Below are 25,028 nucleotides of genomic sequence, written 5' to 3'. Positions count from 1 at the left end.
TTATGATTGGATTGATAAAGCTAAAATGAATGATTGACATAATATTTTGACGATAATATAATGAATCTCGAATTCAAGATAACTTGTAAAGGATTGGTAATTATGAGCGTGATTAACGATGAGAGCTTATCTTTAAAGTTATTTGTTATATTATCAAGGGCAGTACAGTCAATTACTAAGCTTATTGAAGAGGATATAAAAAGTTATGGACTTAATCCAACTGAATTTGCAGTGCTTGAGCTACTGTATAGTAAAGGCGATCAGCCTATACAAAAAATTGGAGACAAAATATTACTTGCAAGTAGTAGTATCACGTATGTAGTGGATAAGTTGGAAAAGAAGCGGTTCTTAATACGAAAACCATGTCCTAAAGACCGCCGTGTCACGTATGCGTCAATTACTTCAGAAGGTATTGAATTGATGGATATTATTTTTCCTCAGCATAAAGAGGCGATTCGGCAAATATTTGGTGGTTTGGACTATATTGAGAAAAAAATGATAATCGAAAAGTTGAAAAAATTAGGGTATTATGCACTCGAACTATAAATTTTTAGAAATATATCTCGAATTAGTAATGTCCTAATTAAATATAAATTAAATAAATAGGAGGAAAAATTAATAAATGGTAGTAAATTTATTATAATACAAAATGAATAAAACATGTAATTTCAATTGGTATAGTATGAAATAAAGTTGTTATGTTAACGTATACATATCGTCCTTTAAATTATAAATCTTTCATAAAGCGGAGAGTGGGTATCAAGAATGGAATTACGTCATTTAGAGTATTTTATTCAAGTTTGTAATAATAATAGTTTCACTAAAGCTGCGGAAGTTCTAGGTATTTCACAGCCGACTTTAAGTCAACAAATACGAGTTTTAGAAGGTGAACTTGATACACCCTTGTTTCATCGAGTTGGAAGAGGTATCAAAATGACAGAAGCGGGTAAGCTGCTATTTGATAAAGGAAAATTTATCATGCAACAATTTGATGACGTTTATAATGAAATTTTTGAATTAAAGGGTGTAAAAAGAGGTGTGATTACTATAGGAGGTTTATTAGAGGATCTCACTTATTTAACACCTTATATTATGAAGTTTCAACAACATTATCCCAACATTGTAGTAAAGATTATAGAATCCGAAGTTGCTGTAAATCAAATCGTTGACAAAAATATTGATTTCGGGATTACACGTAGTGCTCAAATTCCAGACACATTAACAAACACCCTTTTGTATAGTGAAGAGCTCGTCCTTGTAATTCCAAAAAATCATCCTTTGAATGAAAAATCATTTGTTTCTTTTCGAGAATTAGTAGGGCTCAGTAGAGTAATGGTTTCATGTAGTTGTCGTGAATCTATTAAGATATATTGTGAGAGTTTAGGGTTATCTTTATCTGAAGCAAATATAGAAACAAAATCTTCTATTTCTCTATTGAGCCTTGTATACAATGGACATGGTGTTGCCATAATACCTCTTTCACTGGTTAACTTTGTTAATAATGATACTTTGAGCATAGTTCGTATTACTGATCCAACACCAAGTCAAGATATTAATCTTATTCACTTTGATGATAAATTTTTAAGTTTTGCAGCACGTATCTTTATGCAGAAGTTAAATGATTCTCAAAAAGTATCAGTGTAATAGAAATAATAATGATTTTAGTGTAACAATTGAAAAATTAAGATCTATATTAAAGTCAAAGGGCAGTGGATTTATATGTGTGGTGTAGTCGATCAAAAGGGGATACCATTGACTTTTAATTAAGGAAAAAAGGAAAGACTTTGCAAGGAGAGAAGGTTATCAAAAACAAGTTAAGTTAATCAATCAATTCTTTGGTCTTATCGTATAGTAACAGATTCCATAAGGGATATACACTGCTATTTTGAATCTACATATCCTTATTGTAGAAAGAAAACCACCGGCATTATACCGGTGGTTTTGATTTAGAAAGCAAAGCAAGTACAACCAATCCCCCATTTAGTTCCATCTTTTCCTATTACGGTATGAGTATGTTGATGGAGAGGGTTACTACAACTATGTAACTTGTTATCATGGGAATCGTGAGAAAGTATAGTGTTGGCTAGGTTAGCACCACCATACCCATAAACGCCCGTCGGTGACCAATCAGGTGATGCTGGCGGCAATTCAGGTGATAAATTTTTAAATTCATCATTTCCATAAACAACCTGCCCACCCATAATGGTGAGTAATGATTCAAGGTCTTTGATTTCTTCTTCTGGCACAGTAAAGTAGTCAGCAGACAATACAGCAATATCAGCAAACTGACCGACTGCCAGGGTTCCCTTTTTACCTTCATCACCAGAGAACCACGCACTTCCTTTTGAATATAATTCCAGGGCTACTTTTCTATCAAGTTTATTTTTTTCATCGTATATGGAAAGCCCACCAATGGTTTTTCCAGCAACCATCCAGTAAAGAGCAACCCAAGGGTTATAGCTGGAAACCCTGGTTGCATCACTACCGGCGCCAACAGGTATACCAAGGTCTAACATACGATAAATCGGAGGTGTACGCTTTGCTGCTTCCTTTCCGTATAAGTCAACAAAGTATTCACCTTGAAAAGCCATGCGGTCTTGGATGGCAATACCGCCATTTAAAGCCTTAACACGTTCCATACTACGATCTGAGATAGTTTCTGCATGATCAAACCACCAGCGTAGCCCATTAAAAGGAATTTCTCTGTTAACTTCCTCAAATACATTTAAGAAACGTGTGATTGACTCGTCATAAGTTGCATGTAAACGGAATGGCCAACGGTTTTCTACCAATAGAGAAATTACTTTCTTTAAGTCAGCTTCCATCATCGTAGCTAGTTCGGGCTGTGGCATTTGAAATTTTTCAAAATCAGCTGCAGAGAATACTAACATTTCTCCGGCACCATTCATTTTATACTTATCATTTCCTTGACCTGGAGAAACAATTTTTGTCCATGAAGCAAAGTCTTCATATTCATGATTAGGATTTTGCGTAAATAGATTATAAGCAATACGTAAAGTTAATTGTTCCTTCTCGGCTAAATGTTCAACAACTCTGTAGTCGTCAGGATAATTTTGGAAACCGCCACCTGCATCAATGGCACTTGTAATACCTAATCTATTTAATTCGCGCATAAAATGGCGTGTGGAGTTAATCTGGTCGTCAAAATTAAGTACTGGAGCTTTACCCAAACTTGAATAAAGAATAGAAGCGTTAGGGTTAGCAATTAAAAGGCCTGTTGGATTACCTCTTTTATCCCGCTGAATTAAACAGCCTGGAGGATCTGGGGTATCTTTCGTGTATCCCAGTGCACGTAGCCCTGCACGATTTACAAGTGCTCTATCGTAAAGATGTAGCACAAAAACAGGCGTGTCTTCAGAAACAGCATTAATCTCTTCTAATGTTGGCATCCGTCTCTCTTTAAATTGAAATTCAGACCAACCTCCAACTACTCTTACCCACTGAGGAGCAGGTGTACGTCTTGCCTGTTCTTTGAGCATTTCTAGAGCAATAAAAAGTGATGGTACGCCTTCCCAACGTAATTCCATATTATAATGCAGACCACCACGAATAACGTGTATATGAGAGTCATTCAGGCCTGGAATAGCTCTCTTTCTTTTAAGGTCTATTTTTTTTGTTTTTTCCGTGGCACTATTAAGAAGCTCATCTCCACCTACTGCAGTGACTAAACCATCAGTTATGGCGATAGCAGATACCTCAGGCTGAGAAGGGTCAAGGGTAGTAATTTTTCCGTTGTATAAGACCATATCCGGTACATTCATATTCACACCTCGTCTACTTCCTATTATTTTGTAACCATGGATGAAATAATTTACCGAAAATCGGCATGACTACCCATGATAGCAAGGACACGATACATACAGAAACAAAAAAAGCTGACATAATAGGATTCATATGTTTTATAATAGGTCCTATCACTTTAGGAACTAACATGCTAAGAGGCCATACACCCAGAAGGGTAACGATAGACATTTTCCATTTTGGCGGTGGAACTGGCGTTTTCGGAGTAACAAACCAATAAGCCAAACTGCTTTCAGTTTTGTAAGTTGGATTAGCGGCTTGAAATTGCTCCGCCGTTTTTAACAAATCCCGGCGAACATCTGATTCTTGCCAAGTACGTAGATGCTCATACGTATCAAAGCGAAAAATAACAGTATACTCTCTGGATTCGTTACTTGGGACTATTAGATTTACACCTAAATGTCCTGGGAATTTAGTAGCCGCAGCCTCAATTTCATGTCTCCATGTTTCAAACTGTTTTTCTCTACCTTCTTGAATTTCCCATGTAACAATCGTTGTTACTGGATTGCCGGCATCCATTGTGTTCCCTGTATAAGTCTCTTCGACAGCTACTCCTTCTTGTTTCATATTTTCCTGCTTGGAAGCGCGCCATGCACCATAGTATATGCGTATTCTACACCTTGACCATAAGCACCAGTGTGTTCCTTTACAATCTCCATTACAGCATCATAAGTGTCTTTGTGTGCCCAGTCACGTTGGTATTCAAGTAAAACTTGAATTGCTGTTACTGGAATTGCACCAGCTTGTTCTACACGACGCATAGCAGCGTTATGTGCTGTCAAACTAGTACCACCTGAAGCATCATCAACTGCATACACCTCATAGCCAGCTTTAATTGCTTCAAGCACAGGGAACGCAAGGCAAACTTCAGTCCAAAGTGCTGCAAATATTAATTTCTTTCTACCGGTTGCTTTAACTGCCTCAACAAATTTCGGATCTTCCCAAGAGTTCATTGAACTACGTTCTATAATTTCATGGTTTGGGAATATATCAAGAATTTGTGGCCAAAAATAACCAGAAAAGCTGCGTGTTTCAACTGTAGTAAGAATAGTAGGTACGTTAAAAGTTTTTGCTGATTTAGCAAGTAGCATAACGTTATTAATCAATGTTTGTCTATCAATACTTGCAACTCCAAAAGTCATTTGAGGTTGAAAATCAATTAAAATTAAGGCACTGTTCTCCGGATTTAACAATTCTAAATTACTCATAATAAAACGCTCCTTTTTCAATTGTTTATTGAAAGTAATGTATCTTCTTTCAATTGAAGCTCTACTATACTTTTTAATTTAAATTTAGTGCTGATTTAATCAGCACTAAATTTATACTATCTACTTTAAAAAAGGTGATTTAAAGCTATTTACTTGAGATACATTTATCCCGCATTAACGGGCAGTAAGACCCCCACCTCAAAATTCAGCGGAAGCAAAGAAGTTAGGTGGGGGATCAACTGCCTGTAAAAGCCCGATTGGTTCAACTAATAATCAGTGGGGGATGAACAAAACCCCCACTGATTAAAGTTTCACTTTATGCATTTTGTTTACTAAGATCTCGCTGAGCTCCTCTATAGCTTCCAATTATATTTTGATAGCCTGGAAGATTGCTAGCAAGCAAATTGCCAAAACCTTCGACATCGTTGCGCCAATCGCGTTGTAATTCGCAAGCTACGCTAAACCAGTTCATAAGTTGCACGCCACTATGTGCCATACGTGTATTGGCAGCATCTGCAACTTGTTTACTGAAAGTTCCTGAAGCATCAGTAACAGCAAATACTTCATAGCCAGCTTTTATAGCGGAAAGTGCAGGGAAAGCAACACAAACGTCCGTAACTACGCCCGCGATGATAAGTTGCTTTTTTCCAGTTTCTTCGATTGCTTTTACAAAATCATCATTATCCCATGCGTTAATTTGTCCAGGTCGAGCTATTTTTGGTGCATGAGGAAAGAGATCAACCAATTCTTGCATTAAAGGTCCGTTAGGCCCGTTTTCAAAACTTGTTGTTAAAATAACTGGTAAATCAAAAAACTTAGCAGTATGAGCAAGAGCTAAAACATTGTTCTTGAATTCATCAACACCATAGTCACGTACTAGTCCGGACATAAGACCAGTTTGATGATCTACTAAAAGCACGACAGCATCGTCTTTGTTAATACGAGAATAGAGATCAGTCATTATGTATTCCTCCTAAAAATTAAGTAATCGAAGAAAGTTTAAATAGTCGAATACTATCATAAGTTTCTTCGTTTATAACTAAGCTGACCAATAATATTGGTTATAGCAGCATTCATAGAACATGAAGTGCTATACAAATTTATAGTATTTGAAAACTGATTCGTTAATCAATTCTAAATTATCTATAATTCGTATAGGTCGTAACTATAGTTGTTTTCACTATAAAATAGATTGGTTTTACCTATACATCCTATAGATAGAACAATATTGATAGTCACCTATTTTTGTTATTACAATTGAATAGGAGTAATGTTCAGTAATTATTTTATGATGAAAAAGGTATTAGAGGGGGGATTGTTCCAAAAGGAGAAAATGAATGCATTGGAACAATAGAGTTTCATACTTAGAGTTCACAACATGAACGTGCATGAATAGGTTATGACATTCATCCGGATTATTGAAGAAAAGGATACATATTAGAATATTTTTTGGAGGTAGAAGCATGGCTAAAATTACTGTAGGAACCGAAAATCAAGCACCAATTGAGATATATTATGAGGATCATGGCACAGGAAAACCAGTTGTACTCATTCATGGTTGGCCGTTAAGTGGTCGATCTTGGGAATACCAAGTTCCCGCTCTTGTTGAGGCTGGATACAGAGTTATAACATATGATCGTCGAGGATTTGGACAATCATCTCAGCCGTGGGAAGGGTATGAATATGATACCTTTACTTCTGATTTACATCAACTATTAGAACATTTAGAGCTTCAAAATGTCACACTTGTTGGTTTTTCTATGGGTGGAGGCGAAGTAGCCCGGTATATTAGTACGTATGGAACAGATCGTATTGAAAAGGCTGTTTTTGCTGGAGCAGTACCTCCATATTTATACAAACCAGAGAATCATCCTGAAGGGGCATTAGATGATGCAACAATTGAAGCATTCAAAAGTGGTGTGATAAATGACCGCCTTGCATTTCTTGATGAATTTACTAAGGGATTTTTCGCGGCTGGTAATCGAACAGATTTAGTTAGTGAGCCATTCCGTTTATATAATTGGGATATTGCAGCCAGTGCATCACCTAAAGGAACACTTGATTGTATTACCGCCTTTAGTAAGACAGATTTTAGAAAAGACTTGGAGAAGTTTAATATACCTACTCTTATTATTCACGGTGATTCTGATGCAACTGTACCATATGAATATAGTGGGAAATTAACACATGAAGCAATTCCTAATTCTAAAGTGGCCTTAATAAAGGGTGGTCCACATGGGTTACATGCAACGCATGCTAAAGAATTTAATGAAGCACTCCTATTATTTTTAAATGACTGATTACAACTATATAATTGTTAATTGATAAATTATAAACAAGTAAAAAATAAAGCTTTATAAAAGATGCTCTTGGATAAATCCAGGAGCATCTTTTTAAATGGTGATATTGAGATGTTAGGTTGATAAATCTCCATTAATTTTGGATTGAATACTCTTCTTAACAGTTAAAATATATTGATTAGAGTTTTTTAGATTTCTTAGAAGTATTGTTATATTACTATCAAGATAATATTTTGAATAATCCTCAAAACAAAGAAATATACATTTTTCTGAGGAAGAAATATCTTATCAGAAAACAATAAAATCTTATTAATTTTTATAATTGGTAGAATTTTTGTGGAAATAATTCTCTTAATATATTAAAATAACATCGTATTATGTCAGATTTTAATTAGGGGAGAGAAATTTTATGTTGAAAAAAATCATTCCAGTTGCTTTAGCATTAAGTACAGTTACTTTTACTAGTGTATTTGCTGCGCCTTCAATCCAAGCAAGTACAGAACAAAACCGCTACATAGATGTACAAATGCTCGGTATTAACGATTTTCATGGGCAACTAGACACTGTAAAAAAAATTAACAATAAAGATGCAGGGGGAATTGAGTACTTAGGGGCTTATTTACGTGATCGTGAAAAACAAAATCCGAATACATTAAAGGTACATGCTGGCGATGTTGTTGGAGCAAGTACTCCTGTTTCAGCATTATTACAAGACGAACCTACGATTGAATTTCTAAATGATTTGAAATTCGATGTTGGAACGATAGGAAATCATGAATTTGATGAAGGTGTTGAAGAAATGAACCGCCTTATTTATGGTGGATACCATGAGAAAACAGGAAATTTTAAAGGAGCAAAATTCCCATATGTTGCTGCAAATTTCTATAATAAATCCACCGGTCGTTTATTTTTACCACCATTCACTATAAAAAAGGTACAAGGAGTTCCTGTTGGCTTTATCGGAGTCGTAACAACGGATGTTCCTAACCTTGTTATGCCTACTATGCTAAAGAATGTAGAAATTACAGATGAAGTTGAAGCTATTAACAAATCCGTAAAGCAATTAAAAAAACTAGGCGTTAAATCTATCGTTGTTCTTGCACATAACGGAGGTATAACAGATGGGAACGGCGTAACAAATGGTGATATCGTCCGATTAGCAAATGAGACTGATCCAGAAGTCGATGTTATTTTTGGTGGCCATAGCCACACCTATGTAAATGGAACTGTTAATAATAAACTTGTCGTACAAGCAAATTCATATGGTATGGCTTTTGCTGATGTTGATGTAAAGATTGATCGTAAAACACAAGATATTGTTGAGAAAAAAGCAGAAATTGTTACAACTTACCATGAAGGCATGGAGCCTGATAAAAAAATCAAGAAGAAGATGGAGAAATATCAAGCAAAAATCGCACCTCTTGTTAATGAAATTGTAGGTAAGTCTATTGCTCCACTAGATCGTAAACTCAATACGGCTGGTGAATCTACTCTCGGAAATTTAGTTGCTGATGCTCAGCGTGCAACAATGCAATCCCAAATTGCACTTATGAATCCTGGTGGTATTCGTAATGACTTAGATGCTGGTGATATTACATGGGGAGAGATATATGGTATTCAACCATTCGGAAATCAATTAATAAAAGTAAATTTAACAGGTCAAGACATTCGTGATATTTTAAATCAACAATGGCAAAAAGACATAACAAGAATGCTTCAAATTTCAGGGATCCAATACACTTGGGATGCGAACAAGCCTAATGGAGAAAAAGTAACAAGTATTCGCTTAACAAATGGAGAAGAAATTATTCCTTCTAAAACTTACAGCGTCGTTGCGAACGCATTTCTAGCTTCAGGTGGAGATGGATTTGTATCCTTTAAAAACGGTAAAGATGCTGAAACAGGACCAACTGATTTTGAAGCATTAGTAGATTATATAAAAAAATCAAAAGAACCAATTCAGTCTATTATTGATGGAAGAATTCAAAAGATAAATTAGTTTTTTATTAATCTCAAAAACAACTAGATTACCTGTGCGCTATACTCTTTAGTGTGCAGGTAATCTAGTTTTTTGATTTGAAATAGTCTAACTGTGGCCAATGGGTATACCGTCTAGATGCAGAGTGCCGAAAAAATGAAGTGAACAAAAAATAACCCCTAAATTAACTCTATGATAAAGAGACTACAAACAATCAAAATTTGGAACTTCATATTAACCATATATTAACTACGTTAATAATACATACTGAAATTGAATACTTTAGATAACATCATCTATAACGAATATCTGCACATTATAATGTTATGCAATGAGGGATTTACAATACAATGAATTGAAGCTTATTTAGTTTTATATTCGTATAAGTGAATTAAGAATTTCTTAAGAACCTATTAAGAAATAAGTGAGTTTTAGGAACTAGAATAAATGTATCTTAACAGTAATAAGAAAATGAATGTTTTAAACGGAAATTGGCAGAGTATGTAAAAAAGCTATAAGTAAATATTTCAGGAGGTTTTTTATGAAAAAGAAAATAATTATTGCAATTGTTGCTTCTGCTATAACAATGACTCATTTTGTAGGAAATACTTATGCAGATTCGAAAACAGAGGTTTCTGTTACAGCTCCCTACAATACAAATCAAATAGCGAAATGGTTAGAAGCGCATGCAAAGCCTTTAAAAACAACTAATCCAACTGCATCTCTTAATGATTTGAAACCACTTAAGAATATGGTAGGTTCAGCTTCAATTGTAGGTTTAGGTGAAGCTACGCATGGGGCTCATGAAGTTTTTACAATGAAACACCGCATTGTTAAGTATTTAGTATCTGAAAAGGGCTTTACCAATCTAGTTTTAGAAGAGGGATGGGACAGGGCCTTGGAACTTGATCGATATGTTCTTACTGGTAAGGGAAACCCAAGCCAACATCTAACACCTGTATTTAAGACGAAAGAAATGCTAGATTTACTTGATTGGATTCGGCAATATAATGCTAATCCAAAACATAAATCAAAAGTACGTGTCATCGGGATGGACATTCAATCAGTAAACGAAAATGTTTATAATAATATAATAGAATATATTAAAGCCAACAACTCAAAACTGTTGCCTAGAGTAGAAGAGAAGATAAAAGGGCTTATTCCTGTAACAAAGGATATGAATACTTTTGAAAGCCTTACGAAAGAAGAAAAAGAAAAGTATGTTTTAGATGCTAAACAAATTAGTGCTTTATTAGAGGAAAATAAAAGCTATTTAAATGGGAAATCTAAAGAGTTTGCATGGATAAAGCAAAATGCTCGTATTATTGAACAGTTTACTACAATGTTAGCGACACCTCCTGATAAACCAGCGGATTTTTATTTGAAACATGATATTGCAATGTATGAAAATGCGAAGTGGACTGAAGAACATTTAGGAAAAACCATTGTATGGGGACATAATGGACACGTTTCGAAAACAAATATGCTTTCTTTTATATACCCTAAAGTAGCTGGGCAACATTTAGCAGAATATTATGGAAAACGGTACGTATCTATTGGAACGTCAGTTTATGAAGGACAATATAATGTCAAGAATAGCGATGGTGAATTTGGCCCCTATGGAACATTAAAATCGGATGATCCAAACAGTTATAACTACATTTTTGGACAGGTCAAAAAAGATCAATTTTTTATTGATTTACGTAAGGCGAATGGCGTGACAAAAACTTGGTTAAACGAACAACATCCAATTTTCGCTGGAATAACTACCGAAGGGCCTGATATACCAAAAACTGTTGATATATCATTAGGTAAAGCATTTGATATACTTGTTCAAATTCAAAAAGTGAGTCCATCTCAAGTACATCAATAAATTTAGAATCATATGCCTTAATGACAAATTTCATAGTGTTTCATATAACACAATGAAATTTGTTCTATATAGCAAGAAGAATAATCGCATTAGAAAAAATTAGCAGTTTAACCTGTTAAGAGTAAAACGAATCTTCAATATGTAAAGCACAAAAACACTGAAGCGAAAAGCATCGGTGTTTTTTGCGCTTTCGGGCACAGATGCTACTTCAATCCTATTGTAGAAGTGATTTTGTATGTAAGGAATTTGTAAGGAATAGGTAAGAAAAAAGAGATTTTCATTGTGTAGGATAAAAATATAAGGAGGCATGAAGGGGGGGCAAGTACGGCCTACATATAAAACAAATAATCAGTAACAAGAGTGTTTTAAGGAAAAGAAGTAATTTCTATGGTTAATATGCATATGGAAAAAGAGTGATTTAGAGATTGTTAGGACACAATGGTGTTTGTGAAAATAATGATTAGTACGATAATTGCAAATTCAGTGTTGACTTTTATCATTGGGAGAGTTGATAGCTGTGTGGTTAGTATATGACATAGCTATCAACAATCAATACAATTTAAATAGAAGAGAGGAATTCTTTATGAAAACAAGCAGTAAAATTACATGTGCAAGTCTAGCACTTTTAATAGGTGGAAGTTCCCTGTTATACATAACACCAACATCAGTTGTAAAAGCAGAACCTACGCAAAATGTATCTAGTTCGTTACAAACAAGTACGCAAAGCGATCGTACTTCCGTTAAGAAAGCAATGCGAGATGAACTGCAACTTGGATACCCGGGAATACTCGCTCAAATTTCTAAGGGTGGTAAAACTTGGAGTTATACGGCTGGGATAGCGGATCTGAGAACTAAGAAACCAATGAAAGCAGATTTTCGCTTTCGCATTGGCAGTGTGACGAAAACGTTCATTGCAACAGTTCTACTTCAATTATCTGGAGAGAACCGTTTGAATCTAGACGACTCCATTGAAAAATGGTTACCTGGTGTTATTCAAGGAAACGGATATGATGGTAACCAGATTACGATCCGGCAAATATTGAATCATACAAGTGGTATTGCTGACTATATAAATTCAAAAGACTTTGATATTACGGATATAAAAAAATCATATACGGCTGAAGAATTTGTAAAGATGGGGATTTCACTTCCCCCAGACTTTGCCCCAGGAAAGGGTTGGTCTTATTCAAACACAGGATACGTATTACTGGGGATCCTTATTGAAAAAGTAACTGGCAACAGTTATGCGGAAGAGGTTGAAAATCGGATTATTGAACCGCTTGATTTGTCAAATACATTTCTACCTGGTAATTCAAGCGTGATTCCAGGCACCAAGCATGCCCGTGGCTATTTGCAACTAGACGGAGCGAGTGAGCTAAAAGACGTTACTTATATTAACCCAGGTAGCTCGGATGGAGATATGATTTCTACTGCTGACGACTTAAACAAATTCTTCTCTTACTTACTAGGTGGCAAATTACTGAAGGAACAGCAGTTAAAACAAATGCTTACTACAGTTCCTACAAATAGAGAGGGAACCGGATATGGTCTTGGAATACTTGAAATTAAGCTTCCGAACGGTGTCTCGGTATGGGGACACAGGGGGGGCGTTCCAGGGTTTTCCACTTTTGCTGGTGGAACACTTGGAGGTAAACATACACTCGCTATCAATTCGAACAGTTTAAACATTAATAACCCGGAAGTTTTTAAAAACATTTTACTTGCTGAATTTAGCAAGTAGGAAAAACGGATAAATTTTGTCATTTGTAATTTCCATCGGAATGGATTACCGCTTGAAAGAGTATAGAGGGATTAAGTATCTATAATTGTGTAGGAGCAGCATTTGCAAAATTAGAAATTGAAATAGATTCAACCATTAAAGATAATATTAGCAGGAAAAAATTGAGGGACATTAAGGATTTTGTAAAGAAGACTTCAAAAATGAACTGAAATCTAATAAACAACGTAAAAGCTAAAAGATTTTCGCTGTGAGAACATCTCAAAATATTAAATTGATGGTAACTTTGTTGTAGCTCTTTAAACATACCTATATTAAAACCCAAATATCTCAGCATTAAATTGAGAAATTTGGGTTTTTCTAAAGGAATCAATTTTTTAAAAAATTTTTAGAAATTTAAACATAAAGTATTGTATACATGTAAGTATGATTAAAAATGAAAAGTTGTAAATGCTAAATTTAATTAAATACGCCTTACTCTCTTTAACATTGGCCTGAATGAATAGTTTATAGGAGATTACACTGGCTAAAGATGCGATAATTGTTCCAAGTCCTCCAATATTTACTCCTAGTAATAAAGCTTTCCAATCAGAAGTAAAGTTTGATAGAAGAATTGAAGTAGGAAAATTGCTAATCAATTGACTCAAAAATATGGAACTAAAGAAGACTGAAGTATCTCCTTTTAAATTAGCGCGAGCAAATGTCTCCAGTGCATCCGAATGTGAAATGTTTCCGATGAAAATAAAAAAACAGACAAAGGTTATTAGAAGAAAGTAATCGATCTTAAATAGTAAGTTTCTATCTAACGTAAATGCTGCCACCAATGTAACTATTAGCGCAATGTAATAATTAATGACACCAAAAATAGATGCAATGATAGTGATAAGTATTAAAATCCAGACGGTAGCTTTTTTTCGATTTTTCACGGTAATAACAGGTAGTTCTATTTTCAAATCTGTTTTTTGAAGTTTTTGAGTACATATAAATAACAAACTAATTCCAAGTACAGCTAAAAGCAGGATTGAACCTAAAAATGGGATGAGCTTAATTCCATAGTAAGAGTATAGGTATAAATTTTGTGGGTTTCCCATAGGCATCAAGCTACTACCGATGTTTGCCGCAATTGTTTGCAGGATGATTGTATCCATCATGTTCATTTGTGTTTTTTTACTAATGACAAGTGTTATTGGTACAAAAGTGAGAAGAGCGACATCATTTGTTACAAACATGGAGCAAATAAAGCATAACAAAATTAGAATAATAGATATTGACCTGCTGTTATTGCATTTATTTAAAATCGCAACAGCAAGTTTGTCTAATATCTTTAGCTGTTCCAAGGCCTTAATGGCCACCATTAGATTAAATAAGCTAATTAACACTTCAAAGTTAATATATTCGATCTTTGGCGAATGTATTAAGCAGCTTACAATTGCTAGTATCAGTGAAATGGTAAGCACTAAATCCTTTTTTAAAAATTCGAATTTCATAAGGAGTCTTTTTTTATTTTGAACGAATACTATTTCTTTCACAATACACCACCTGTAATCTATGTTAGTAAATATACGTTTTTTGGGATAACTCGATATTGCTAGAAAAGAGGATGTCATAAGGTCCTAAATAAGAGTTTTGTAATGTTTCATCCTTTCAACAAAATCCTTTTTTTCTTAGTGTCTTTCATGTTGTAAATATGTGCAATATAGACGAATCCAACTAGGGGGATTAATTGAGAAAACAAATGTTTTTTGTATGATACCATAAATAAATTAAATGCTTTATTTTTTTAATATTCTTATAATATTCTGTTGATTCTTGATTTCAAATACTTTATATGAACTTCTAAAAGAGAAAAAGTATGCATGTTTTTATGAAGAAAATAGAGGCTTGTCAAAGGATAGGTAGAACAAAATCTGCGACGTTTGGATACTGTATAAAATTCACAAAATCTCACTGTTTTTTTAGATGAAAAATCTTAAAATATTTTTTTGTTTTTATAAAAATCTGTACTTTTTCGTAACATTCTGTACTTTTAATTATAAATTAAAGACAAGCTTCTCTTAGTTAAAGATTGAAAGCGCTTTATAGATTTTTCGTGAAATTTTTACCTAGCCTATTTTTGAGATTAGTAGTAAGAAAGGAGATATTTCCATGTTCTTAAGAAAATTAACAAAAAACCAGTTAATCACTATTGATTATTATGATTTAAATATAAATCACCGGTAAACGAAACAAACATAATAGTACAACAACATTAGTGGATAAGAATATTAGTTTTGCAGAAGGGGATAGAGCATCGTGTGTATAAACGGAAAGTTTTTAGAAAATTCAGTTTTGAAGTTGCATGTTGCGATGTTTGTTTAAACAGGCCAATTCTATTCATATAGAAAATTTTTATCCTTGTTGTATTTGAATATGAATGAGGTATTTATGCCAAGGAATATAGGTGATTTTATATAGATTATGATAGATAAATTTTTGGTATGGAGTGATAATATGGAAAGATTTTTTGTAGAGTTAGTCGGATCAACAAATGATTTTTTATGGTCTAAATTGTTAATTATTATGCTTGTTATTTGCGGAATTTATTTTACATTTAAATTGAATTTTGTACAGTTTCGAATGTTAAAAGAGATGGTCCGTGTATTAATGGAGGGGAAAAGTGGTTCTAAAGATCAAATCTCTCCTTTTCAAGCGTTTTGTATTGGTATGGCAGCCCGCGTTGGAACAGGGAATATTACAGGAATTGCGATTGCAATTGCATTAGGTGGTCCTGGAGCTGTATTTTGGATGTGGATTATTTCTATTATTAGCTCGGCCTCCAGTTTTGTCGAAAGCACATTAGCACAGATATATAAAGTAAAAGATAAAACTGGTTTCCGCGGTGGTCCATCCTATTATATGGAAAAAGGGTTGAATAAACGTTGGATGGGAGTATTATTCTCTATTTTAATCACAATTACTTTTGGTCTTGTATTCAATTCAGTACAATCAAATACAGTTACAATTGCTTTTCAAAACTCATTTGGTACAGATCGTCTAACAGTTGGGATAATCATGGCCATTGCTTTCGCTGCGATTATTTTTGGTGGTGTACAACGTATTGCAAAAATGGCTGAATACAAGGTGGTATTTTTAGCGGTATTATACATTGGAGTTGCATTATTTGTTGTAGTTACCAACATATCAAAAATGCCGGAAGTTCTTTCTCTTATTGTTCAAAACGCATTTGGTTTTAAACAAATAGCAGGCGGTTCAATTGGTGCAGCACTTATGAATGGAGTTAAACGTGGTTTATTTTCAAATGAAGCTGGTATGGGAAGTGCACCAAACGTTGCCGCAACAGCAACAACAAGTCATCCGGTGAAACAAGGACTGATTCAAGCATTTGGTGTATTAACGGATACACTGATCATTTGTACTAGCACTGCCTTTATTATTTTGCTGTCTGATGCATATAAACAACCGGGGTTAAATGGTATTGCACTTACACAAGCAGCATTAAGTGAACACATAGGTCCTTGGGCATCGGGTTGTCTTGCTATCTTTGTTTTTTTATTTGGATTTGGTGCGTTAATTGGCAACTATTATTATGGTGAAACAAATATTCGCTTCTTACATACAAGTAAAGTGTGGTTAATGATATACAGAATAAGTGTGTTGGCTATGATTGTATTTGGTTCTGTTGCAAAGATTCAAATTGTATGGGATTTAGCGGACTTATTTATGGGCTTTATGGTTATTATTAATTTAATTGCTATTACCTTACTTTCAAAAGTAGCATTTGCGGCGTTACAAGATTATATAAACCAGAAAAAAGCTGGTAAAGATCCTATTTTTTATAAAGAAAACATTAAAGGGCTTGAAAATATTGAATGTTGGGATAGTTATGAGAAAACTTCAAAAAAGAAAAGTGTGTAATAAGAAGGATATTCAGACTGCAACATGTCTGAATATTTTTCTTGGTTCTAGTGCAAATATTATTGATTATAGTAAAGAAAAAATCAGTCTATATAAAGTTAATAGTACGGGGGAATATGATTAAATGATAAAGGATTCTAGCGTTCAAGTTGAGGGTCAAGAAAAAGTTTGCTTAGATCAATGGGTAGCTCATTATCGAGCGTATGCAGCTAAGGGACGAAGCGCCAGTTATATTCCCGCTCTGGGGGAAATAAATGTATCGCAGTTAGGTATTTGTATAGTAAAGCCAGATGGAACAATGATAAAATCAGGAGATTGGGAGATACCTTTCACATTACAAAGTATATCAAAAGTAATCGGTTTTATAGCCGCTTGTTTAAGTCGCGGTATTTCTTATGTATTAGAACGAGTTGACGTAGAGCCAACTGGAGATGCCTTTAATTCAATTATTCGTTTAGAGATACATAAACCAGGAAAACCTTTTAATCCTATGATTAATGCTGGAGCGATTACGATAGCTTCACTTTTGCCAGGGACATCGGTGCAAGAAAAATTAGAATCTCTATACGTATTAATTGAAAAAATGATAGAGAAGCGTCCCGCTATTAATGAAATAGTATTTCAATCAGAATGGGAAACGGCTCATCGTAATAGAGCATTAGCATACTATTTAAAGGAGAACGGTTTTCTAGAATCAGATGTGGAGGAGACACTAGAGGTTTACCTAAAACAATGTTCGATTGAAATAAATACAGAAGATATTGCCTTAATAGGGCTTATATTAGCACATGATGGATATCATCCTATTCGCAAAGAACAAGTGCTCCCTAAAGAAGTAGCTAGGTTAACAAAAGCTTTAATGCTAACTTGTGGAATGTACAATGCTTCTGGAAAATTTGCTGCTTTCATTGGATTACCAGCTAAGAGTGGGGTATCGGGCGGAATTATGACACTTGTTCCCTCAAAATCTAGGAAGGATTTATCGTTCCAAGATGGATGTGGTATTGGTATTTACGGACCAGCCATTGATGAATATGGGAATAGTTTACCAGGAATTATGTTGTTAGAACATATTGCAAAAGAATGGGATTTAAGTATATTTTAAAAAGGAGCACAGATATTTTGCTGTTAGAGCGAGTCCAAAAGTGTTCAGACCTTATATTGTGTCTGAACATTTTTGAGTTATAAAGTATCTTTCTAAAGTAGAAGGGTGTAATGAATACTCACAATCTAGAATGCTTTCGTTTATATCTTATTTATCAGTTTTTGAAAAAAATAGAGTAAGTATTGTATTAATGCAAATAGGTTTGTATACTGACTGTTAGGCGAAAGTGAGAAGTGATTATTTTGAATCTTAGTAATTTAGTAAAAAAAGACATCTATATTCTCGTTTTAATGATACTTACAGTACCCTTAGTAGGTGAAATAAAGTCATTTCCTTTAAATGAAACATTTAGAATGAGCTTTGGCGCACCAACATTTTTCTTTTTTTTGTTATTGTTTCGACGAATTCCAGCATTTTTACCGGGTTTTTTAACAGCGATAGTCGTGGTAGTATTTCGTATCTCAATGGATGTCATTATAAAGGGAAATATGGATTGGCTAGCCGCTTTTCATACTCACTATCCTAGTTTTTTCTTTTATTTTACTTATTCGTATCTCTTTCATTTAGCAAAAATCAAACGTTTTTATCATCAACCACTAATGATTGGTCTTATTGGTTGCATGATTGAAATACTGTCAGACTGTGTGGAATTAATGATTCAATATTTCGTATTAAAAACATCGATCACATCCGAGGCAATAAATGAGATCATTGTTATCGCATGTTCCCATAGTTTTATAGTTCTAAGCTTTTTTAATATGATGAAATTGTATGAAGCGCAATCAAGGGAGAGACATATAAAGAAGCAAAATGAACATATGCTCATGCTCATCTCTAATTTATATGAAGATGCTGTTCATTTAAAGAAAACATTACAAGATGCTGAGAATATAACAAAAAAATCCTATGATTTATATAAAACCTTAGACTCTTTTGAGCACAAACAGATGGATTTTCAGTTTGAGGATTTAAGGCAACAGGCATTACAAATTGCTGGTGAGGTCCATGATGTTAAAAAGGATAACCAACGTATTTTTGCGGGACTTTCAAAATTAATTTCTGATGAAAGTTTTACAGATTATATGTCTGTGCATGAACTAGTAAATATCATTATACGGGCAAATACGAAATATGCACGGTTGCTAGAGAAAGACATCCAATTTGTGTATAAAATTGATGGTGTGCATCCTCATTATCATATTTACACAATCTTATCTATTATAAATAATATCGTTACAAACGCTGTAGAAGCTATCCAAGGTATGGGAACCATCACAATTGACATTAATAAAGACCACCATTTTGTTGAATTTCAAATAGGCGATAATGGTCCTGGTATTTCTTCAAAATATAAAGATTCAATTTTTGAGCCTGGGTTTACTTCTAAATATGATGATTTAGGCAACCCATCGACAGGTATCGGATTATCGTATGTTAAAGAAATGGTCGAACAACTTGAAGGTGATGTTACGCTTGAGGACAGAACCGAAGGAAAAGGATCAATTTTTATAATTAGATTAGGGATTGATCATATAATTTCGAAAGGGTGATTCTATGTATTTTTATATAGTAGATGATGAAAAAGCGGTTCGCTCAATGTTGGCTCAAATTATTGAGGATGAAGATCTTGGGGAGGTTATAGGAGAAGCTGAGGATGGTTTATCTTTAGAGCAACAAATGGTAATCCTTAAAAATATAGACATTTTATTTATCGATTTGTTAATGCCGAATCAAGATGGAATAAAAACAATTCGTCAAATAAAACCTTCGTTTAAAGGGAAAATCATCATGGTCTCTCAAGTAGAATCAAAAGAATTAATTGCTGAAGCTTATTCGCTTGGTGTTGAATACTATATTATTAAGCCAATTAACCGGATTGAAGTATTAACAGTTGTTCGGAAAGTCATTGAACGAATTCGTTTGGAAAAATCGATAAAAAACATTCAAGAATCGCTTAATATGGTACTAAAATTGGATAGTAATTTAAGTACGCAAGAAAAATACCGTAGTGAAAAACATTTAAATACTTTCAATCATTTTCAAAATTCCATTCATTTTCTTTTGTCTGAATTAGGAATAGCCAGTGAAAGTGGAAGTAAAGATTTAATGGATATGCTAGATTATTTATATAAATATGAACAAGATAACACGTTGGAACAAGGCTTTCCCTCACTAAAAGAGATTTTTATGAATTTGGCTCAAAAAAAACTTGGGGATTCAGCTGAAGATGCCGAATTAAAAAGGTTCATAGAAGCTTCCAAACAACGGATTCGGAGAGCAATTTATCAATCATTAAACCATTTAGCATCCCTTGGACTTACTGATTTTTTAAACCCGAAGTTCGAAAATTATGCTTCTAGATTTTTTGATTTTACTACCGTAAGGAGAAAGATGACAGAATTGAATAATGAACCAACATTACCTGCTCGTATTGATACGAAAAAATTTATTCAAGTTCTTTATTTTGAAGCAAAACGAATACACTTGGAGTTAAGATGATAAACTCTTGCTAAGTATTATTTTCAATTGATAGATTGATAATAATTTTTCTTTTTATTCTCCTTTATTTCATATTAGTTTTAAAATCAGAAAATTCCGTATCGATTCGGTAGAAGTGTATGAACTTAGAACAAAAGAATATGTATTTTTTATTTTTTTAAACATTAATATTCATTAAAAAAACGAGTATTTCCACAATAAAATATAAATACATAGTAAGTTGAGTTGAAAAAAGATGCTATCTTCTAGCATCTTTTTTTCTTTAAGAGGAAATATCATCGATCCTTATATTATTTGAAATTCAAATGCGGGCATATAAATAAGGGAAAAGGAGATAATATCTAACAAATTATAATTGGAAATGGTATTTTAGGTCAGAAATGCTTTTATACTAACTAGGTTATTGGTACGAAATAAGCATAATGTCTCGCTTTTCTGCTCTTTAATCTTATCGTTATTTTTTATTAAGTACATATCGTTTTTTAGAAATCTCAATCCTAGCAGAGTATATAAATTGGGTGATAAAAATGTGGAACATAATTACTTCTTATCTTCCGGATTGGAAAGTCTTTGTACAAGCTTTTATCTTGTTTTTAATTCCGTATACTATCTCAAGATTTTTTCATTGGGTTCGTATGTCAGAGAAAGAGTGGGAAGAATGAGTTGGTGGAAGTCAAGAGACAAACAAGTGAAAAAAAATAATATTCAAAGTAAAACGAAACAAGAGCATATACCTTCTCAAAATGCAACCGTTCATTTCACAAATGACTTTGCCTCTAACTTAGAACTTATAAAGCAACAAATCGGACATAATTCTGATGTTCGCTTTCGGAAGTTTAATATTGGACGCACAGATATTCAGGCTGGGATCGTTTTTGTTGATGGTCTATCAGATAAAGAGATAATTGACAAACATATTATGAAATTACTAATGGATGATTTTTCTGATGAATATAAAAATGAATCTTCTTATGTGGAGGGGACTGTTTCAAAAGAATATATTAAAAATAAAGTTCTTACAATTAGTGAAGTAGCAGAAGTCCATTACATAAAAGATTTAATACCCAAAGTATTGATAGGTTCAACAGCTCTTTTAATTGATGGTTTAGCAGATGTGTTTATTCTTGGTACAACAAAAGCAAATAAACGAAACATTGAAGAACCAGTATCGGAGGCATTAGTCAGAGGGCCACGGGTCGGTTTTACTGAAGTATTAAGTGATAATACCTCACTTTTGCGACGGCATTGTGCGGATGAGAGCTTATCATTAGTAAAGCTACCAGTAGGAGAACGTGCAAAGAAAGAGTTAGTCGTCGCATTTATTAAAGATCTTGCTAGTACAGAATTGGTGGATGAAATAAAAAACAGAATTCAGAAAATTGACATAGACAGTGTACTCGAATCTGGTTATATAGAGCAACTCATTGAAGATAATTATCTAAGTCCTTTTCCGCAGATTCAAAATACAGAACGACCTGATCGTGTTATTAGTGCTTTGATGGAAGGTCGAGTAGCTATTTTGCTAGATGGAACACCATTTGTTTTAATTGCTCCAGTTACATTTAGTATGCTGCTGCAATCACCAGAAGATTATTATGAAAGGTGGCTTCCTGGTACGCTTCTCCGCTTATTACGCTTCATGACAGCTTTTGTTTCATTATTTGCTCCAGCACTGTATATTTCTTTTATTTCATTTCATCCAGGATTAATTCCCACTAAGCTCGCTATTTCTATTATCGGATCGCGAGAAGGAGTTCCTTTTCCCGCTTTAATAGAAGCGTTAATTATGGAAGTAGCTATCGAAGTTTTACGAGAAGCAGGTTTACGTCTGCCTAAACCGATTGGACCGGCAATGGGAATTGTGGGCGGTTTAATAATTGGTCAGGCTGCCGTAGAAGCAGGAATTGTTAGTCCAATAATGGTTATCGTTGTTGCGGTAACAGCTATTTCTTCTTTTACTATTCCGCAATATAGTGTGGGAATTACGTTACGCATTCTTCGTTTTATAGCTATGTTTTGTGCTGCGATATTTGGATTGTATGGAGTTATTCTCTTCTTTCTTTTACTTTGCAGTCATTTAGTGAAACTGAAAAGTTTTGGCGTCCCTTATACCAGCCCTGCTGTTCCATATCGATTCAGTGACTGGAAAGATTTTATGGTTCGCATGCCATTAAAAATAATGAGACGTCGACCGAAAATAATGCATACCAAAAAAAATATCCGCAAAAGGTAGCTGATGACGAAAGGAAGTGGCCTTCAGTGATTACGAAACTTAAAGACCGAATAACAACTGCACAGGCAGTTGTTATTATTGTAAATTACATACTTGGGACAGGAATTCTCACTCTGCCCAGAGCATCTGTGGAAAAAGTGAAAACACCAGATGTATGGTTAAGTGTGATATTAGGTGGAATACTGGCAATGGTTTCAGGAGTAATTATGGTCAAATTAAGTCAGCAGTTTCCAGAAAAAACATTTTACCAATATAGTCAAGATATTGTAGGAAAATGGATAGGTAGATTACTTAGTTTTCTTATTATAGGGTATTTTCTTACAACTTCAGCATTTCAAATTCGTTCAATGGCAGAAGTAATAAGCTTTTTTTTGCTCGAAGGAACCCCCACATGGGCTATTGTTATGCCTTTTATGTGGATAGGTCTCTATTTGATTATGAGTGGTATTAATTCAATTGCACGGATGTTTGAAATAATATTTCCTATTACTGTTTTTATTTTTCTAATCATTTCCTTTATGAGCATCGGAATATTCGAGATAGATAATCTCCGTCCCGTATTAGGTTTGGGAATTAAACCGGTATTAGATGGGATAAAAACAACGTCTCTCGCATATACAGGTCCTGAAATTATGTTAATTCTTTTGGTATTTATGGAACAACGAAATAAAGCAGTAAAAGCTATTTTAGTTGGAATTTCTATTCCGTTAATCTTTTATGTAATAACTGTTGTAATGGTCATTGGTGCATTATCAATTGATGGAGTTGTAACAAGAACATGGCCGACAATTGACCTTATGCGCAGTTTTGAAATTTCTGGATTGATATTTGAACGTTTTGAATCTTTACTGCTTGTAATATGGATTATGCAAATATTTGCTACCTATACGATTAGTTATTATGCAGCTGCATTAGGATTAGCACAACTCTTTAAAAAGAGTATTCATCCTTTTATTTTTGCTTTAATTCCAATCATTTACATCATTGCTATGACTTCGAAAAATATAAATGACTTGCTTAAATTGGGGGATATGCTCGGTAATGCTGCTTTATTTTTATTTGGTTTACTACCACTGCTTCTTCTTATTATTACACGATTAAAAGGAGGAGTAGTGTGAAACATAAATTTAATTATATGCGGTTCTATTTGGCTTTGTTATGGACGCTTTTGCTTCTGTTTTTAACAGGATGTTGGAGCAGTAAAGAAGTAGAAGAGTTGAGCTTAACTGCAGGTATAGCACTAGATAAAGGGAAGGATTCAACAATTGAGAAAGAGGATGAGGAAGGAGGTTATCCTAAAAGAAATCTTATAACAGCTACTTATCAAATTGTTAGTTCGCAAGCACAAAGTAAAGGAAATGGACAACAAAAACGTTATATAAATGTTTCTGAGACCGGTGATTCCATTCATCAAATTGTTCGTGAGTTTTCATTGAAAAGAGAGAGCACAATGTTCAGCCCACATTTAAAAAACATTGTTATTAGTGATAGTCTTGTACGTACATACAGTTTAGAACAATTACTTGAACAGTATCTCCGTGACAATGAAGTTCGGCTTAGCTGTATGCTCTTAATTAGCAAGGGTCTAGCGAAGGAGGTACTGGAATCAAACAAAAAAGGAGAAATCCCAGCATTTCGTTTGTCTGGAATTGCAGATAATAGAAATAGAACAACAAGGATTTTACCTCCTGTATCGCTCGCTAAATTGGAAGGAAAGATGCGGTCAGGGTCCAGTTTTCTTTTGCAAAATGTAATCTCGATAAAAGGAGAAACAAAATTTGCAGGAGCTGCTGTAATCAAAGGAAAGACAAAAAAGTTGATGGGCTTTTTAAATGAACAGGAATTGGAAGGAGTAGTATGGATAAACGGAAAAAGGAATGGTGGTGTGGTAAAAACTTTTGATAAAGAATCAAAGAAACTCATTATATACGAAATAAAGTCAATAAAAAGCAAAATCATACCACATGTTAACGGAAATAATATTTCCTTTGATGTAAACATTGAATCAGAAGGGCGTTTGTCTGAAAATTGGATACAATCAGGAAAAGATTTTGAAAATGAATTTTTAAAAAGGGAAGAAAAAGCTATTGAAAAAGAAGTAAAGCACTTAGTACATCATGTTACAAAAAAAATACAAAAAGAATACCAAGTCGATATTGCGGGTTTTGGTAACCAATTAAGAATTAAACACCCGAGAACATGGGAGAAAGTCAAAAAAAATTGGGATCAAACATTTAGTAAGGTACCGATTAAATATCATATAAATGTAACTATACAAGATTATGGAGCGTCAAGTTTAAAACGGTGAGATACCTTAATTGAAATTATATTTGCATCAAAACAAAAAGTTACAAAAA

18 protein-coding genes and 1 pseudogene are annotated in these 25,028 nt (G+C 33.9%); 14 read left to right on the top strand and 5 right to left on the bottom strand.

Features of this window, described 5'->3' with window-relative positions; genetic code table 11:
- Positions 1-102 precede the first annotated feature (102 nt).
- Together DN401_RS13770 and DN401_RS13765 are read left to right on the top strand one after the other, a co-directional pair.
- Positions 103-546, top strand: a complete 444-nt coding sequence (locus tag DN401_RS13770) for a MarR family winged helix-turn-helix transcriptional regulator (protein ID WP_149287745.1) — start codon at positions 103-105, stop codon at positions 544-546.
- Between the two features lie 219 nt (positions 547-765).
- A complete protein-coding gene (locus DN401_RS13765; RefSeq protein ID WP_000423188.1) occupies positions 766-1,644 on the top strand; it encodes a LysR family transcriptional regulator in 879 nt (292 codons plus the stop codon).
- Between the two features lie 302 nt (positions 1,645-1,946).
- On the opposite strand, the gene DN401_RS13760 is transcribed toward DN401_RS13765, so the two are convergent.
- The 4 genes from DN401_RS13760 to ycaC all read right to left on the bottom strand — a co-directional run bounded on the left by DN401_RS13760 (position 1,947) and on the right by ycaC (position 5,991).
- On the bottom strand, positions 1,947-3,782 hold the full coding sequence (locus DN401_RS13760; protein ID WP_149287744.1) for an amidohydrolase: 1,836 nt from the start codon (positions 3,780-3,782) through the stop codon (positions 1,947-1,949).
- A 13-nt stretch (positions 3,783-3,795) separates the two neighbouring features.
- Entirely contained in the window at positions 3,796-4,389 is a 594-nt protein-coding gene (locus tag DN401_RS13755) for an antibiotic biosynthesis monooxygenase (RefSeq protein ID WP_016122792.1), read from the bottom strand.
- Positions 4,386-5,030 carry a hydrolase gene (locus tag DN401_RS13750; protein WP_000067162.1) on the bottom strand — a complete coding sequence of 215 codons (645 nt, stop codon included), beginning with the start codon at positions 5,028-5,030 and terminating at the stop codon, positions 4,386-4,388. The genes DN401_RS13755 and DN401_RS13750 overlap by 4 nt, the downstream gene beginning before the upstream one ends.
- Before the next feature lie 316 nt (positions 5,031-5,346).
- Positions 5,347-5,991 carry an isochorismate family cysteine hydrolase YcaC gene (gene ycaC / locus DN401_RS13745; RefSeq protein WP_000131214.1) on the bottom strand — a complete coding sequence of 215 codons (645 nt, stop codon included), beginning with the start codon at positions 5,989-5,991 and terminating at the stop codon, positions 5,347-5,349.
- Between the two features lie 502 nt (positions 5,992-6,493).
- Here ycaC and DN401_RS13740 point away from each other — a divergent pair.
- From DN401_RS13740 to DN401_RS13715, 5 genes and pseudogenes are all read left to right on the top strand, one after another.
- The gene (locus tag DN401_RS13740; RefSeq protein ID WP_149287743.1) at positions 6,494-7,330 is read left to right on the top strand and encodes a bromoperoxidase; all 837 of its coding nucleotides are present in this window, start codon (positions 6,494-6,496) and stop codon (positions 7,328-7,330) included.
- A gap of 409 nt (positions 7,331-7,739) precedes the next feature.
- A complete protein-coding gene (locus DN401_RS13735; protein ID WP_016122791.1) occupies positions 7,740-9,329 on the top strand; it encodes a bifunctional metallophosphatase/5'-nucleotidase in 1,590 nt (529 codons plus the stop codon).
- Positions 9,330-9,849: 520 nt separating this feature from the next.
- Positions 9,850-11,181, top strand: coding sequence for an erythromycin esterase family protein (locus tag DN401_RS13730; RefSeq protein WP_000726836.1), 1,332 nt, complete (start codon positions 9,850-9,852; stop codon positions 11,179-11,181).
- 583 nt (positions 11,182-11,764) lie between these two features.
- On the top strand, positions 11,765-12,922 hold the full coding sequence (locus tag DN401_RS13720) for a serine hydrolase domain-containing protein (RefSeq protein WP_149287741.1): 1,158 nt from the start codon (positions 11,765-11,767) through the stop codon (positions 12,920-12,922).
- 110 nt (positions 12,923-13,032) lie between these two features.
- Positions 13,033-13,131, top strand: a pseudogene (locus DN401_RS13715) (cytochrome P450); the annotation flags it as partial.
- 165 nt (positions 13,132-13,296) lie between these two features.
- Here the strand turns inward: DN401_RS13715 and DN401_RS13710 are convergent.
- Positions 13,297-14,448 (bottom strand): anion transporter, encoded by a 1,152-nt coding sequence (locus DN401_RS13710; protein ID WP_016122788.1) that lies wholly within the window; start codon positions 14,446-14,448, stop codon positions 13,297-13,299.
- A gap of 961 nt (positions 14,449-15,409) precedes the next feature.
- Here DN401_RS13710 and DN401_RS13705 point away from each other — a divergent pair.
- The 7 genes from DN401_RS13705 (at position 15,410) to DN401_RS13675 (ending at position 24,979) form a co-directional block, all read left to right on the top strand.
- Positions 15,410-16,834: an alanine/glycine:cation symporter family protein gene (locus DN401_RS13705; protein ID WP_000439283.1), complete on the top strand. Its 1,425-nt coding sequence runs from the start codon at positions 15,410-15,412 to the stop codon at positions 16,832-16,834.
- Positions 16,835-16,958: 124 nt separating this feature from the next.
- Positions 16,959-17,939, top strand: coding sequence for a glutaminase GlsA (gene glsA, locus DN401_RS13700; RefSeq protein ID WP_000588648.1), 981 nt, complete (start codon positions 16,959-16,961; stop codon positions 17,937-17,939).
- Positions 17,940-18,172: 233 nt separating this feature from the next.
- Positions 18,173-19,489 (top strand): sensor histidine kinase, encoded by a 1,317-nt coding sequence (locus DN401_RS13695; RefSeq protein WP_149287740.1) that lies wholly within the window; start codon positions 18,173-18,175, stop codon positions 19,487-19,489.
- A 4-nt stretch (positions 19,490-19,493) separates the two neighbouring features.
- Entirely contained in the window at positions 19,494-20,438 is a 945-nt protein-coding gene (locus DN401_RS13690) for a response regulator (RefSeq protein WP_000274085.1), read from the top strand.
- Between the two features lie 658 nt (positions 20,439-21,096).
- Positions 21,097-22,671, top strand: a complete 1,575-nt coding sequence (locus tag DN401_RS13685; protein ID WP_149287739.1) for a spore germination protein — start codon at positions 21,097-21,099, stop codon at positions 22,669-22,671.
- A 26-nt stretch (positions 22,672-22,697) separates the two neighbouring features.
- Positions 22,698-23,789 (top strand): spore germination protein, encoded by a 1,092-nt coding sequence (locus DN401_RS13680; RefSeq protein WP_048538264.1) that lies wholly within the window; start codon positions 22,698-22,700, stop codon positions 23,787-23,789.
- Positions 23,786-24,979 carry a Ger(x)C family spore germination protein gene (locus DN401_RS13675; protein WP_000680795.1) on the top strand — a complete coding sequence of 398 codons (1,194 nt, stop codon included), beginning with the start codon at positions 23,786-23,788 and terminating at the stop codon, positions 24,977-24,979. The genes DN401_RS13680 and DN401_RS13675 overlap by 4 nt, the downstream gene beginning before the upstream one ends.
- Positions 24,980-25,028: the final 49 nt, after the last annotated feature.

Origin of the sequence: Bacillus sp. BF2-3, assembly GCF_008368795.1 — a bacterium.
GTDB lineage: Bacteria > Bacillota > Bacilli > Bacillales > Bacillaceae_G > Bacillus_A > Bacillus_A cereus.
This window is presented reverse-complemented; position numbering and strand designations above follow the sequence as displayed.